The following is a 13,956-nucleotide window of genomic DNA, read 5'->3' on the forward strand; positions in this document are numbered from 1 at the left end:
TCTATGTCGAATCACTTGCTCAGCCTGTTGATCTGGCTCCCGGTCGTCGGCGCCATCCCGGTGCTGCTGGCCGGCTCCGGTCGCCCAGGCCTCGCCCGCTGGATCTCGCTGCTGGTCGCGGTCGCCACCTTCGCCGCCAGCCTGGCCCTCCTGCCTGCCTACGACGCCTCCACGGGTACCCTCCAGCTCGGCGAATCGATGAGCTGGATCCCGTCGCTGGGCATCAACTACTCGTTGGCGGTCGACGGTATCTCCGTCGCCCTGATCATCCTCACCACCTTCGTCCAGATTCTCGTGATCGTGGGTGCGTGGGAGATCATCCAGAACAAGCCGCACCAGTACATGGCGGCGATGCTGATCCTCGAAGGCATGATGATCGGCGTGTTCTGCGCCACCGACGCGTTGCTGTTCTACGTGTTCTTCGAGGCGATGCTGATCCCGATGTTCGTCCTCATCGGTATCTGGGGCGGTCCGCGCCGCGTCTACGCCACGCTGAAGTTCTTCATCTACACGTTCTTCGGCTCGATCTTCATGTTGATCGGCCTGATCTACCTGTATCACAAGACCGGCGGCAGCTTCGCCATCGCCGACATGGCCAACGTCCACCTGACGATGACCGAGCAGAGCTGGCTGTTCTTCGCCTTCCTGCTGGGTTTTGCGATCAAGGTGCCGATGGTGCCGGTGCATACGTGGCTGCCGGATGCCCACGTGGAAGCGCCCACCGGCGGTTCGGTGGTGCTGGCGGCGGTGATGCTGAAGATCGGCGGCTACGGCTTCCTTCGTTTCAGCCTGCCGATCACGCCTGACGCCTCGCATCACTTCGCCTGGCTGGTCATCGTGCTCAGCCTCATCGCGGTCTGCTATATCGGCTACGTGGCGCTGGTCCAGCAGGACATGAAGAAGCTGGTGGCGTACTCGTCCATCGCGCACATGGGCTTCGTCACGCTCGGCATCTTCATCGCTTTCCTCCTGGTTCGCGAGACGAACAATCCCGAGGCCGCGCGCCTTGGCATGCAAGGTGCGATGGTGCAGATGATCTCGCACGGCTTCATCTCCGGCGCGATGTTCAGCTGCATCGGCGTGCTCTACGACCGCATGCATACGCGCCAGATCAAGGACTACGGCGGCGTCATCAACGTGATGCCGATCTTCGCTCCGTTCTACGTGCTCTTCGCCATGGCCAATAGCGGCCTGCCGGGCACGAGTGGTTTCGTCGGCGAGTTCATGGTCATCCTGGCTTCGTTCAGCGCCAACCCCTGGATCGCGTTGTTCGCCGCGTTCACCCTGATCATCGGCGCCGCCTACACGCTGTGGATGGTCAAGCGCGTGCTCTGGGGCGATGTCACGAACAAGCACGTCGCGGAACTGACGGACGTCAACGGTCGCGAGATCTTCATGCTGAGCGCGTTCGCCGCCGGTGTGCTGATCCTCGGCATCTGGCCGGAGCCGCTGGTCCACCTGATGGATGCCTCGGTCGCTCGTATCGTCGAGCAACTGGCCATCACCAAAGTCTGAGCGGGAACTATCCATGCCGAGTATCAACGACATCCTGATCCTGCTTCCCGAGGTCTACCTCGTGGTCGCGGCTTGCGTGCTGCTCCTTCTGGACGCGTACCTCAAGCCGGGCCAGAAGGGCGCGGTCCATTGGCTCTCCATCCTGGTCATGCTGATCGGGGCCTACCTCGTCGTCAGTGGCCAGCCCGCGGCGCCAGTCACGGCCTTCAGCGGCATGTTCGTCCGCGACGGCGTGGCCGAGGTCCTCAAGCTGTTCTCGCTGCTGATCACCGCGGTGATCTTCGTCTATGCGCGCCCCTATCTGAAGGAAAGGGCTATCCCGTTCGGCGAGTTCTACACGCTGACGATCTTCGCCACCGTGGGCATCATGTTCCTGGTGTCCGCCGGCAGCCTCGTCACGGTCTATCTCGGCCTCGAACTGCTGACGCTCTCGTCGTACGCGCTGGTGGCGTTGAACCGCGATTCGGCGCTTTCCTCGGAAGCGGCGATCAAGTACTTCGTCCTCGGCGCGCTGGCCTCGGGCATGCTGCTATACGGCATGTCGATGGTCTACGGCGCCACGCACAGCCTCGACCTGCACACGATCCATGCGGCCATCGTCGGCACGGAGTGGAAGACCCTGCTGCTGTTCGGCCTGGTCTTCATGATCGTCGGCATCGGCTTCAAGCTGGGTGCCGCTCCGTTCCACATGTGGATCCCGGACGTCTACCAGGGCTCGCCGACGGCCGTGACCGTGTTCATCGGTTCGGCGCAGAAGCTGGCCGCATTCGGCATGGCCTACCGCCTGCTGTCCACCGGCATGGGCGATGCCGCCGGTGGCGCCACCGGCCTGGCCTCGCAGTGGCAGCTGATGCTCGCCGTGCTGGCGGTGCTTTCGCTGGCGATCGGTAACCTCGTCGCCATCGTGCAGACCAACCTCAAGCGCCTGCTGGCTTACTCGACCATCTCGCACATGGGCTACCTGCTGCTCGGCCTGGTGAACGCCGGTCCTGAAGGCTACTCGGCCTCGATGTTCTATGCGGTGAGCTACGCCCTGACCAGCGCCGCGGCCTTCGGCATGATCCTCGTGCTGTCGCGCTCGGGCTTCGAGTGCGAAGAGATCGACGACCTGCGCGGCCTTAACCAGCGCTCGCCATGGTTCGCCTTCCTGATGCTGCTGGTGATGTTCTCGCTGGCCGGCGTGCCGCCCTTGTTCGGTTTCTTCGGCAAGCTTCTGGTGCTGAAGGCGGCCGTCGACGCGGGCATGCTCTGGCTCGCCCTGGTCGGCGCGGTCTTCGCGATCATCGGCCTGTACTACTACCTGCGCGTGGTGAAGGTCATGTACTTCGACCAGCCGGCCGAAGGCACCGACGTCCGCGCCACCGCCGACGCACCGGCTCGCTGGGTGCTGTCGATCAACGCGCTCGCGCTGCTGGTCCTCGGCTTCACCTGGGCACCGCTGCTGGCATGGTGCCAGCGAGCTTTCGCAGGCTGATCCCGCGGGGCAAGGAACGATCGAAGGGCGCCGGTGATCCGGCGCCCTTTTTTTTTGGAGGCAGGATGCTGTGGAGGCAGGATGCTCTGGTGGGAGCCGACCTTGTCGGCGATTGGGTGCTTGCGCCAAGCTGGCGCGCTGCCGCGGGATCGCCGACAAGGTCGGCTCCCACAGAACCTTTTTTCACACGAACGTAAGAAAAGGGCTTGCAAGAATCCGGCCACATCCATATACTTGCTGACTCTGATGCGGGGTGGAGCAGTCTGGCAGCTCGTCGGGCTCATAACCCGAAGGTCGTAGGTTCGAATCCTACCCCCGCTACCAGTTTTCTAAAGGCGCGAACTCCGGTTCGCGCCTTTTTCTTTTGCTTGTTCGTCTAGGTATTCCGACACTTATCCCACCGGCTTTTCGCGATTACGTTTCACACCAGGTCACCAAAAGGAGCAAGGCATGAGAGCGATTGGAAACGTGTTGTGGTTCGTGATGGGCGGGTTCCTCATGGGCCTGGGCTGGTGGTTGGCGGGACTTCTGTGCTTCCTGACCATCGTCGGTATCCCGTGGGGTCGCGCCTGCTTCGTGATCGGCCAGTTCGCCTTCCTGCCGTTCGGCCGGGAAGCCATCAGCCGCCGTGATCTCTCGGGACGCGGCGATATCGGCACCAGCGGCCTCGGCACGATCGGCAATATCGTCTGGTTCGTTTTCGCCGGCATCTGGCTGGCGATCGGCCACGTGTGCTCGGCGATCGCCTGCTTCGTGACGATCATCGGCATTCCTTTCGGCATCCAGCATCTCAAGCTGGCCGGCATCGCGCTGGCGCCGATCGGCAAGGTCATCGTCAGCAAGGAAGTGGCGGAAGCCTCGCGCCGGATGGGCGCCGAAGCGGCGGTGTTGAAGGCTCGCGGGATGGCCTGAAAGGCCACCCCGCCTGACGCCGGTTACTTCGCCGCCGGCCCGAAGATGGGGTCCTTGAGTCCTGCGACCGCGTGCGTGCCGCCGGGCTGCATTTCGAGGACGACGATATCGTTGTGTCCTTCATGCAGCCACGACGGCGGCACGTAGAGCGTCTGCTGCGGCCCGATGTTCCAGAAACGTCCGAGGTGATGTCCGTTCACCCAGACGTTGCCCTTGTTCCAGCCGCGCATGTCGAGGAACGTGCCGGCGACCTTGCTCACGTCGAAGCTGCCGTGCCAGAACGCCGGTCCTTGTGACGGTGAGCCTGCCTTGAAGGTGAGGTCGGAAAGATCGTCGAGGGGCAGGGGATACACGCTCCAGTTCGTGAGGTCGTTTCCGGCGACCTGCACGGACAAGGTGATGCCCTTGTAATCTTCTTCCATGCCGGTGCCGATGTTGATCCGGCCCATGTTCTCGACGAGCAGATCGAGCGTGTCGCCGCTCTTCAGGTCCACGGGCAGTTCGTGTTCCTGCTTGCGTCGGTCCAGCGTGCCGGTGGGACGGCCATCGACGAGGACGGTGGCGTAGTCGTGCACGTCGCTGACGTCGAGCTTGCCCTTCGCTTCCGCGTCGAGCTTCTTGCGATAGAGAATCAGGCCGTAGTCCTGTCCATAGGTTTCCATGCCATGCGGCGTCAGGCTCGTCTGCGGCTTCGAGAGCACGGGCAGGGCGTCCAGCAAGGCCAACGATTCCTTCAACTCGAAGCGGGCGATGGCGACCGTCGGCGACGACGCAGGCACCTTCGGCAACGACTCGCCCTTGGGCAAGTGGCCGGCGATGACCTTGCGCAGCGCCTGGTATTTCGGCGTGATGCGGCCGGCTTCGTCGATGGGTGAATCGTAGTCGTAGCTGGTGGTGACAGGCAGGTACTTGCCGTCCTCGTTATTCGCGCCGTTCATCCAGCCGAAGTTCGTGCCGCCGTCGACCATGTAGAGGTTGAACGAGATACCGCGATCGAGCATCCAGCCGACGGCCCCCGCCACTTCGCCGGCCGTGCGCGTGTTGTGCGGCTCGCTCCAGCGGTCATACCAGCCACTCCAGTACTCGCCAGCCATCCTGGGCATGCCCTGCATGATGGGCTCCGAACGATGGAACGCACGTTCCGTTTTCGCCGCGTCGCCGGTGAAATTGATGACCGACAGCATGCCGGGCAACGTACCGCGCGACATCCAGGTGGGCCCCGGACCATTCGACATGAACAAGGGCAGGTCGAAGCCGGCATCGGTCATCTGCCGGCGGATCGCTTCCATGTAGTCGCGATCGTTACCGACGTAACCGTATTCGTTCTCCACCTGCATCATGAGGATGGGCCCGCCGCGCGTGCTCATCAGCGGAGTCAGCTCCTGTCCGAGGCGCTTGAACCACGCGGCGCTCGCTTGCAGGAAGCGCGGGTCGAGGGAGCGCACCCGCAGGCCCGGCGTGCGCAGCAGCCATGCGGGAAAACCACCGAACTCCCATTCCGCGCAAACGAACGGACCGGGGCGCACGATCACGTTGAGCCCTTCTTCCTGCGCGGTGCGGACGAAGGTCGCGATGTCGTTGTCGCCGCTGAAATCGAACTTGCCCGGTTCCGGCTCGCTGGCGTTCCAGAACGCATAGGTGGTGATGGTGTTGAGACCCATGGCCCGTGCCTTGCGCAGGCGGTCGCGCCATTCCGTGTGCGGAATGCGCGGGTAGTGCATCTCACCGGAGCGGATGACGTAGGGTTTGCCGTCGAGCAGGAAGTGGTCGCCTTCGATGGCGAAATGCGGTGGCGTGGCGGCCAGGGCGGAGGAAGACAAGGCCGCCGAAGCGACGAGGCAGGTCGAGAGGATCAGGCTCAGACGCTTCACGGAGGTCCTCCATCGTTGGGAATCGCCCGACGTTACACAGCAGGTCGTTCCCGCGGCAAGGGACCGGGTCACATTCCCGGAGCCCTTCAGGGCCTGGCGGGCTGCAGTGCCTTCAGCCGCTCCAACGCATGCGCGTTCGCAGGATTGAGCGCGAGTGAGCGCCGGTAGTTCTCGATCGCCTTCGAGGAGTCACCCGCCGTCTCGTAGCCTTCGGCGAGGCTGTCCCACGCATTCCAGCTCTTTGGCCAGCGGCCGGTGTTGTACTCGAACACCTCGATCGCCTGCGCGGTCTTCTTCGCCTTGAGCAGCGCGTAAGCCCAATCGTTGACCTTGCCTTCGCCGAGGTGCAGCTCCGGGTGCTTCTGCCGGACCGAGGCGACGGTACTGGCGAAATCGTGGAACTCGGACGCCGCGAGGGCGGTTTCCAGGGCTGTCTGGGCCGCTGGTTTACCGAGCATGTCGAGGCGCGCCTGTTCCGCCAACGCTTCCAGTTCGCTTTGCGTGCTACCCGGGCGATTCGCCAGAAGGATCACGCCATACGCCATGTCCGGATAGATCTCCATGTAGCTCGAAAAGCCGAAGGTGCCACCGGAAGCACGCAGGCGGCGTTTGCCGTCGATGGTCGTGTCCACCTTCCAGTTGAATGCGACGGCATCGCCTTCGGGATCGCCCCAGGCCACCCGCTGGCTGAGGGCGATGGCAGGGTCGGTATCGTTCAATTGCGCCAGGACGAATCGCGCCATGTCCTGTGTGCTGTAGCGCAAGCCGCCAGCGCTGGCCACGTAGGGCGCGTCGAGTGGCGGCAAGGGCCGGTGCTGCGCGTCGTAGCCGACGGCGAGGCTCTCTTCGCGCGTGTGACCCAGGCCCCGGCCCATGCCGAAGGGTTTCTCGATATGGCGCTCGAGCAATACGTCGTAAGGGGCGCCGAGGGCTTTCTCCACCGCCACGGCCAGGAGGATGGAGGCGAGGTTGGAGTGCCGGGGCGCCGTGCCGGGCCGTGCGGAGAGCCGCACCGTCGCGAGGTCCGTGAACATGCGGGCCCGGTCGTATGCGGCCAGGGCCTTCGTGGCGACGAACGGTACGCGATCGGGAGGTACGCCGGCAGCGAGCTTGCCCATGTCGGGAAGATTGTCGGGAAGGGCGGAGGTGGTATCCGCGAGATCGACAAGGCGGATCGGCGTGCCCTGATAAACCAGGTTGGGGTAGGGGCCGGGGAGGTAGCGGCGCAGGTCGTCGTCCGCTGTCGCCCGGCGCTGGATCACGGCCTGTGCGAGCAGCAGCGAAGTGAAGACCTTGCTGATCGAGCCGATCTCGTAGACCGTCCGTTCACTGGGCGCGGTGGATTTCCCCGGCACGAGGGTGCCGGCGTTGTAGTAGCGCACCTTGCCATGATCGACGACGGCGATGGAAAGGGCGTCGGTCTTCCCGGCGTCGACGAAGGCCTTGCTCAGCCGTTCATAGGCATGATCCATGGCCGCTGGATCGATGGGTGGCGTGGACCGCGCGACCGCGGCTCCGCAGGCGATGAACAGGGACAGCGAGGCGAGCAGCGTCAGGCGCGGCATGGAGCTTCCCTTGCGGAGGTCGGTAGGCTCATTTGCGGTGGATGGAGGCATCGGCGCAATGCCCATTGGTCATGCGGGTCCCGTCCGCCATTCTCATGATTCCCGCCATACGGTATGCCACCCCCGTGAGTTAAGGGGTGCCTTTTCCGCAAGTTATTGCGAGGCCCTCGGCCACCGTGTCGCGCGGGCGCCGACGTTTGCGGCGCACCGTTGTCTCATTTCGTCCCGGATTCTGCGGGGCACGTCACGGACAGACCTTTCCGGCGCCCCCGTCCGCCGACCCGGAAAGCCTGGCGAAAGCTCGCTCACCCCTTCCTCGACCGGGCAGGGGGTGCAACAGGCGGGACGGTGGGGGAATTCGCGATTTCCTGCGATCTACGCAGCAGGGGTCCGTCGGACCGGCGGGGAAGGTGCCGCTTCAGCCATAACGCCAGCAGTGTCAGGGCTTCCGCCCCGGCGGAAGCAATCTACGGGCTAATGGAAGGATCAATCATGAAGATCGATGCATTTGCTTCAGGGATCACGCGCAAGACGGTACTGACGATGGCCATCGCACTGGCGATGTCCTCCCTTTCCGCGCATGCGGAGGACGCGTGGGTATCCACGCATACGAGGGCGGCGATGCTCCCGGCGGCGGCGTCATCGACGGCGACGACCGGTTACTCACTCAACATGACCGGGTCTCCGCATATCGACGGCACGGCGGTGACGGCGATGGCGGCCGACCAGCCGTTGCACGTCACGGTCAGCCTCAAGCTACGCAATCCCGATCAGTTGCAGACTTTCCTGGCCGGCGTCACCACGCCGGGCAACCCGCTGTATGGCAGATTCCTCACGCCGGAACAGTTCAAGGCGCGTTTCGCGCCGACACAGGCCCAGGTCGACGCGGTCGTCGCGCACCTGAAGCAGGCCGGCTTCACCAACATCGACGTCGCTCCGAACAACCTGCTGGTCTCCGCCGACGGCACCGCGGGCACGGCGTCCAATGGTTTCCACACGTCGATCAAGCGGTTCAACGCGAACGGACGCGAGTTCTTCGCCAACGACACGCCTGCCCTGGTTCCCGCTGCGCTCGGCGATTCCGTCGATGCGGTGCTGGGCCTGCAGAACGTGTCGGTGAAGCACACGCTGCACCATGTGTACAAACCCGAGAACGTCACCGTGCCGGGGCCGGCGTCTAGCACGCTAGCCACCGCGGCCGTCAGCTCGCACCACCCGCAGGACTTCGCCGCCATTTATGGCGGCTCCAGTGTGCCGACGGCGAGCAACACCGCCGTCGGCATCATCACCTGGGGCTCGATCACCCAGACCGTCGCCGATCTCAACAGCTTCACGTCGAGCGCGGGCCTGGCCACGGTGAACTCCACCATCACCAAGGTCGGGACCGGTACGTTCGCCAATGATCCGGATTCCAACGGTGAATGGTCGCTCGACAGCCAGGACATCGTCGGCATCGCCGGTGGCGTCAAGCAGCTGATCTTCTATACCTCGGCAAATGGCGATTCGAGCTCCAGCGGCATCACCAACGCGGGCATCACGGCGACCTTCAACCGTGCAGTGACCGACAACATCGCGAAGCTGATCAACGTCTCGCTCGGCGAAGACGAAACGGCCGCGGAACAATCCGGTACGCAGGCCGCCGACGACGCCATCTTCCAGCAGGCCGTGGCCCAGGGGCAGACCTTCTCGGTCGCGGCCGGCGATGCCGGCGTGTACCAGTGGTCGTCCGATCCGCTGTCCGGCTCGCCCGGTTACGTGGCCAACTCCGCGGGTACGGTGCAAATCAACCTGTCCCACTACTCGGTGAGCGAACCGGCCAGCTCGCCCTACGTGATCCAGGTGGGCGGCACGCAACTCTCCACAAGCGGCACGACGTGGACGGGGGAAACGGTGTGGAACGAGGGCCTGTCGGCCATCGCGCCGAGCCAGGGCGACAACAACCAGCGCCTGTGGGCCACCGGCGGCGGCACCAGCCTGTTCGAGACGGCGCCCTCGTGGCAGTCGTCGGTCACCAGCTCGACCAAGCGCGTGGGCCCGGACGTGTCGTTCGACGCCGCCTCGTCGTCCGGTGCGTTGATCGTCGTGAACGGGACGACGGAGCAGGTCGGCGGCACCAGCCTTGCCTCTCCGTTGTTCGTCGGCGCATTCGCGCGCATCGAATCGGCCGCGAATAACGTCATCGGCTTCCCCGCGTCGAAGTTCTACCAGACGTTCCCGACGCAGACGACGTTGCTGCACGACGTGACCTCGGGCAATAACGGTTACCAGAGCCACGGCTACACCGCGGCCACGGGGTTCGACCAGGCGACCGGCTTCGGCAGCTTCGACATCGGCAAGCTGAACACCTATGCCCAGGCCAATTGGGTGAGCGGGGGCGGCACGACTCCGCCGCCCACCAACGTGTTGCAGAACGGCGTGGCGGTGACGGGCCTGGCGGCGGCGCAGAACGGCAAGCTCAACTACACCGTGGCGATTCCCTCGGGCGCGACCAACCTGAAGATCGCGATCTCGGGCGGCACGGGCGACGCCGACCTGTACGTGAAGTTCGGATCGGCACCCACGACGTCGAGCTACAACTGCCGCCCGTACATCACGGGCAACACGGAAAGCTGCTCGTTCGCCTCGACGCAAGCCGGTACCTACTACGTGATGCTCAACGGCTACACCGCGTTCTCGGGCGTGACCTTGAAGGCGACGTGGACGAACTGATCGACGTGTAGTCGACGCTGTGAAGCAGGCGCCCGCTCGAAAGAGCGGGCGCTTTTTTTGTGGAGAGTTTTCTTTGCCGCACCTGGGTGGGAAGCGGGCTGGCCCGCGGTTCCTCGATCTTTCTGCTGGCGAAGGAGGCCTTGCGGTGATCGGGCGAGGCGAATCGCGGGCCAGCCCGCTTCCCACCCGGTTACGTAGCATGGCGTGAATTGTCCGGTGCGTGTCCGCGCGTGGCCTGTCGGGTTGGCTCGGTGAAGCGGAAACTAGCCTTCTCTTCCCAAAGGAAAACCGCCATGTCCCTTGCCGATACCGCCTTGATCGTCATTGATGCCCAGGAATCCTTTCGACAGCGCAGCTACTGGCGCGATGAGGACGTCGCTGCTTATATTGAGAGGCAACAGGCCCTGGTCGATGGGGCGAAGCGAAGCAGGATTCCCGTCGTGCAGATTTTCCATGTGGAAGAGAGCGGGGTGTTTTCCGAAGCGTCGGGTTTCGTGACCACGCTGGCGCCGCTTCGTGTCGATGCCGATGCCACGTTCCGCAAGCGGCGCCACAGCGCCCTGGTGGGTTCGGGCCTCGATGTCTGGCTGACGATGCACGGCGTTCGCCGCCTCATCGTCTCCGGCGTGCGCACCGAACAGTGTTGCGAGACCACCACGCGCCATGCCTCCGACCTCGGTTACGAGGTCGACTACGTCGGCGAAGCGACGCTCACCTTTCCGATGGTCGATGTCGATGGACGCGAATGGAGCGCGGCGGAGATCCGCGCGCGCACGGAACTGGTGCTCGCAGACCGGTTCGCGCGGATCGCCACGGTGGAACAGGCGCTGGCGGGACCCCCGCGCGTGGCGTCCTGATGCCGAAGGTTTCGCCACGGCCGATCCCTGTTTATGTGGTGGTCCCGCCGCGAGTGCTGTTGCTCGATGTCGCGGGGCCGATCGAAGTGTTGCGCAGGGCGAACGTGGAGCAAGCGGTCGTCCGCTTCGACGCCGTCTTTGTGGGTCCGGCGCGGAAGGTCGGCAGTTCAGTCGGCCTGGATGTCGCTGGCATCTCGCCGTTGCCTGCTCGCATCCCGGAAGGGGCCATCGTCGTGGTACCCGGAGCGGCGGATGTGCCGCTGGGCGCTGGCCGGACGGCGGCGGCAGCGGATGCTGCGAGTGAGTCCGCGATCGTCGCGTGGCTGCGCAAGGTCGTGCGGCCTGGCATGCGCGTGATTTCGATCTGTTCCGGCGCCTTGCTCGTAGCTCGCGCGGGGCTGCTCGACGGCTACGAATGTACGACGCACCACGGTTGCACCGCGCAGTTGATGCGTGCGGCGCCAGCGGCCCGTGTGCGGGAAAACCGGCTGTATGTGGAGGACGGCGAACGGCTGACCAGCGCGGGAATCACCGCGGGCGTCGACCTCATGTTGCACCTCGTGGCAACCCTGGTGGGGCCACCCGTGGCGCTCGCCATCGCGCGCTTCCTCGTGGTCTACCTGCGCAGGGCTGGCGGCGATCCTCAACTCTCTCCGTGGCTGGAGGGACGCAATCACGTGCATGCCGCGGTCCATCGTGCGCAAGACGCGGTAGCGGCCGATCCGGCCCGCGATTGGTCGGTGGGGTCGCTGGCGTCGGTCGCGGCATCGAGCCCGCGGAACCTGTCGCGCCTGTTCAACGAGCACACGGGCATGAGCGTCACCGACTACGTGAACCGCATGCGCGTCGCCCTGGCTCGCGAGTTGCTGACCGGTTCGCGTCTGGATGTCGAGACCGTGGCGGAGCGGGCCGGGTTCGGCTCGTCGCGCCAGTTGCGTCGCGCATGGGCGCGCATGAACGATCTGCCGCCGAGCCGGATGCGCGGGGGCGAGGTATAAAATGCATCCATGAGCCGAACCCTGCTTGCCTTGATGGTTCCGGAAGCCGAACCCCTCGTCGGCGATCTGCGCGCGCGGCTCGACCCTGCGGCGCAACGAGGGTTGGGAGCGCATATCACGCTCGTTTATCCCTTCGTCGACAGTGACAACGTCGATGACGTGGCGCTCGAACGGTTACGCGGTGTCGCACGAGCCCATGCTCCACCCTCGTTCCAGTTGGACTCGGTGCAGGCGTTTCCCTCGACCGTCTGGTTGAAACCGTCGCCCGGTAACGCCATCGTGGCCCTTGCCGCCGCGCTGGAGGCGGCGTTTCCCGAACGGCCGCGCGATGGCCGGGCGTTCCCCGATTACGTACCGCACCTGTCGGTGGCCAGGAACGTTCGCGGCGACCGCGCCATCATCGTGACGACACTGGAAGACCGCTTGCATGCGAGCGGACCGATTCCCTGCACCTGCCGCCACGTCCACGTCATGCAGCGTGCCTCCGGTGCATGGCGGAGCCTGGTGTCCGTTCCGCTGGGGACATCCTGCTAGACGCGGTCTTCGCCGAAAAGGCGGCGATGCTCGCCATGGTCGTACCAGTGGACGACGGCGGCGGGGACCAGCGACCGGACCTCGATCTCCGCTGCTTCGAACATGGCCCATGTGTCCAGCAAGGCTTGGCGGAGGCGTACCGCGTCCCTGTCGTCCGGGACATTGTGACGGGCCCAGTCGAGCGTCTCGACGATGCGCAGCGACCAGTCGTGGAGCAGGTCCGCGCGGGTCATGAGATGGGCGCGGAGCCAGGGCCTCAGGCCGTCCTGCAGCACCAGGCCTTCCTCCGTCGCGATGCTCCGTAGCAGGCCGGCCACTTCAGGGTGGCCCCCGCGATACCACTCCGTATGTCCGCCCGCCGTGGCCGGCACCACCAGCGGGGCTATCGCGTGATATTCCGTGAAGGCGCCGATCAGGCGGCGCTCGATCCGCCGCGCCGCCGCGACACGCTCGGCATCCACCAGCAGGCCCCGGTCGAGATCGAAGAACTCGAAGAAGCGCCGGTGCAGGGTGCTGAACCGGGTGAAGGGATCGCGCGAGAAGCCGAGCTTGAGCAGGTCCTCGTCCCGGCACGGGACTACATAGACGTAGGCGCGGCCTCGGGAGGCGAATCGGGGGTAGGGCGGTTCATCCGTCATCGTGAAAGTATCCCCGGAAGAGGGGTAGGCCAACTTGCATGAACGGACAAAAATGCGATAGAATTCGTGAATCTTAAGTGGCGTTGACGGCGGTTTCGACCTTTCGTCGAGCGGCGCTTCAAGGAACTTTCTTTTTACAAGAAAGCCTCCTCGTGAGGCTTTTTTGTTGGGCGCACGGAGGCTCCCTGCGACACACTGTGAGCGCCGTCAGGGCATCGCGGAGGGCGCTGGAGGAAAGTGTCGGGATACATCGGCGACGAAAGGAATGGGCCGTTCGCGCCCTTTTTTTGTTTCTGGCGACCGGAAAAACCGCAAAAACCGCAGGTAACGTGGATACCAACGCACTTTCACAGCGATTCTCGGACATCGTGGCCGATCTCGGTCTCGAGGTCCTCGGCATCGAATTCATCCCGTCCGGCGGGCAGAGCACCCTGCGCGTCTATCTCGACGTGCCCGGTGGCGAGCGCGAGGTCACGGTGGAGGACTGCGAGGCCGCGAGCCGCGAGTTCTCGGCCTTCCTGGACGTTGAAGATCCGATCCCCGGCAACTATGTACTGGAGGTCTCCTCCCCTGGCATCGACCGCCCCCTGTTCACGGCCGGGCAGTTCGCCCGCGTGGCCGGCCAGGAGGTCAAGGTGCTGCTGAAGGCTCCCATCGAGGGGCGCCGCCGGCTCAAGGGCAGCGTCGTTGAAGTGAACGGCGAGCACATCGTGGTCGAGGGCGAGGCCGGTAGATTCGAATTCGAGCATGCGGACGTCGAAAGCGCCCGCGTGGTTCCCGACTGGGTGGCCCTCGGCTATGCGCCGCAGCCGAAGCCCACGCCGGGCGGAAAGAAACCCAAATAACGAAACGACGGGGTGCCGCGGGGCATCCTTACGGGAGT

Annotated in this window: 11 protein-coding genes and 1 tRNA gene; 9 read left to right on the plus strand and 3 right to left on the minus strand. The window is 64.8% G+C overall.

The genetic code is table 11. The features are described 5' to 3' along the window. Window positions 1-3 precede the first annotated feature (3 nt). From QFZ41_RS17695 to QFZ41_RS17710, 4 genes are all read left to right on the plus strand, one after another. Window positions 4-1,515, plus strand: coding sequence for an NADH-quinone oxidoreductase subunit M (locus QFZ41_RS17695; RefSeq protein WP_371022985.1), 1,512 nt, complete (start codon window positions 4-6; stop codon window positions 1,513-1,515). 13 nt (window positions 1,516-1,528) lie between these two features. After that, window positions 1,529-2,989 carry an NADH-quinone oxidoreductase subunit NuoN gene (gene nuoN / locus QFZ41_RS17700; protein ID WP_429199931.1) on the plus strand — a complete coding sequence of 487 codons (1,461 nt, stop codon included), beginning with the start codon at window positions 1,529-1,531 and terminating at the stop codon, window positions 2,987-2,989. Window positions 2,990-3,236: 247 nt separating this feature from the next. Further along, window positions 3,237-3,313: transfer RNA gene (locus QFZ41_RS17705), tRNA-Met, on the plus strand. 126 nt (window positions 3,314-3,439) lie between these two features. After that, window positions 3,440-3,901 (plus strand): YccF domain-containing protein, encoded by a 462-nt coding sequence (locus QFZ41_RS17710; protein ID WP_429199932.1) that lies wholly within the window; start codon window positions 3,440-3,442, stop codon window positions 3,899-3,901. A 23-nt stretch (window positions 3,902-3,924) separates the two neighbouring features. On the opposite strand, the gene QFZ41_RS17715 is transcribed toward QFZ41_RS17710, so the two are convergent. Together QFZ41_RS17715 and QFZ41_RS17720 are read right to left on the minus strand one after the other, a co-directional pair. Continuing rightward, the gene (locus QFZ41_RS17715; protein ID WP_429199933.1) at window positions 3,925-5,772 is read right to left on the minus strand and encodes a glycoside hydrolase family 35 protein; all 1,848 of its coding nucleotides are present in this window, start codon (window positions 5,770-5,772) and stop codon (window positions 3,925-3,927) included. An 86-nt stretch (window positions 5,773-5,858) separates the two neighbouring features. Beyond that, window positions 5,859-7,337, minus strand: coding sequence for a serine hydrolase (locus QFZ41_RS17720; protein ID WP_429199934.1), 1,479 nt, complete (start codon window positions 7,335-7,337; stop codon window positions 5,859-5,861). Between the two features lie 492 nt (window positions 7,338-7,829). On the opposite strand from QFZ41_RS17720, the gene QFZ41_RS17725 reads away from it, so the two are divergent. The 4 genes from QFZ41_RS17725 to QFZ41_RS17740 all read left to right on the plus strand — a co-directional run bounded on the left by QFZ41_RS17725 (window position 7,830) and on the right by QFZ41_RS17740 (window position 12,435). After that, complete coding sequence (locus tag QFZ41_RS17725; RefSeq protein WP_429199935.1) at window positions 7,830-10,046, plus strand: protease pro-enzyme activation domain-containing protein; 2,217 nt, start codon at window positions 7,830-7,832, stop codon at window positions 10,044-10,046. Window positions 10,047-10,339: 293 nt separating this feature from the next. Continuing rightward, complete coding sequence (locus QFZ41_RS17730; RefSeq protein ID WP_429199936.1) at window positions 10,340-10,903, plus strand: isochorismatase family protein; 564 nt, start codon at window positions 10,340-10,342, stop codon at window positions 10,901-10,903. Next, the gene (locus QFZ41_RS17735) at window positions 10,903-11,901 is read left to right on the plus strand and encodes a GlxA family transcriptional regulator (protein WP_429199937.1); all 999 of its coding nucleotides are present in this window, start codon (window positions 10,903-10,905) and stop codon (window positions 11,899-11,901) included. The genes QFZ41_RS17730 and QFZ41_RS17735 overlap by 1 nt, the downstream gene beginning before the upstream one ends. A gap of 9 nt (window positions 11,902-11,910) precedes the next feature. Beyond that, on the plus strand, window positions 11,911-12,435 hold the full coding sequence (locus tag QFZ41_RS17740) for a 2'-5' RNA ligase family protein (protein WP_429199938.1): 525 nt from the start codon (window positions 11,911-11,913) through the stop codon (window positions 12,433-12,435). Here QFZ41_RS17740 and QFZ41_RS17745 read toward each other — a convergent pair. Next, the gene (locus QFZ41_RS17745; protein WP_429199939.1) at window positions 12,432-13,073 is read right to left on the minus strand and encodes a GIY-YIG nuclease family protein; all 642 of its coding nucleotides are present in this window, start codon (window positions 13,071-13,073) and stop codon (window positions 12,432-12,434) included. The genes QFZ41_RS17740 and QFZ41_RS17745 overlap by 4 nt on opposite strands. Before the next feature lie 329 nt (window positions 13,074-13,402). On the opposite strand from QFZ41_RS17745, the gene rimP reads away from it, so the two are divergent. After that, window positions 13,403-13,918: a ribosome maturation factor RimP gene (gene rimP / locus QFZ41_RS17750; RefSeq protein ID WP_429200290.1), complete on the plus strand. Its 516-nt coding sequence runs from the start codon at window positions 13,403-13,405 to the stop codon at window positions 13,916-13,918. Window positions 13,919-13,956: the final 38 nt, after the last annotated feature.

The organism is Luteibacter sp. W1I16, assembly GCF_050434905.1.
In the GTDB taxonomy this organism is placed as follows: domain Bacteria; phylum Pseudomonadota; class Gammaproteobacteria; order Xanthomonadales; family Rhodanobacteraceae; genus Luteibacter.

Coding starts and splice junctions, on each gene's coding strand:
- QFZ41_RS17695 (WP_371022985.1), top strand. CDS start 4: ATGTCGAATCACTTGCTCAGCCTGTTGATCTGGCTCCCGGTCGTCGGC.
- nuoN (WP_429199931.1), top strand. CDS start 1,529: ATGCCGAGTATCAACGACATCCTGATCCTGCTTCCCGAGGTCTACCTC.
- QFZ41_RS17710 (WP_429199932.1), top strand. CDS start 3,440: ATGAGAGCGATTGGAAACGTGTTGTGGTTCGTGATGGGCGGGTTCCTC.
- QFZ41_RS17720 (WP_429199934.1), bottom strand. CDS start 7,337: ATGCCGCGCCTGACGCTGCTCGCCTCGCTGTCCCTGTTCATCGCCTGC.
- QFZ41_RS17725 (WP_429199935.1), top strand. CDS start 7,830: ATGAAGATCGATGCATTTGCTTCAGGGATCACGCGCAAGACGGTACTG.
- QFZ41_RS17730 (WP_429199936.1), top strand. CDS start 10,340: ATGTCCCTTGCCGATACCGCCTTGATCGTCATTGATGCCCAGGAATCC.
- QFZ41_RS17735 (WP_429199937.1), top strand. CDS start 10,903: ATGCCGAAGGTTTCGCCACGGCCGATCCCTGTTTATGTGGTGGTCCCG.
- QFZ41_RS17740 (WP_429199938.1), top strand. CDS start 11,911: ATGAGCCGAACCCTGCTTGCCTTGATGGTTCCGGAAGCCGAACCCCTC.
- QFZ41_RS17745 (WP_429199939.1), bottom strand. CDS start 13,073: ATGACGGATGAACCGCCCTACCCCCGATTCGCCTCCCGAGGCCGCGCC.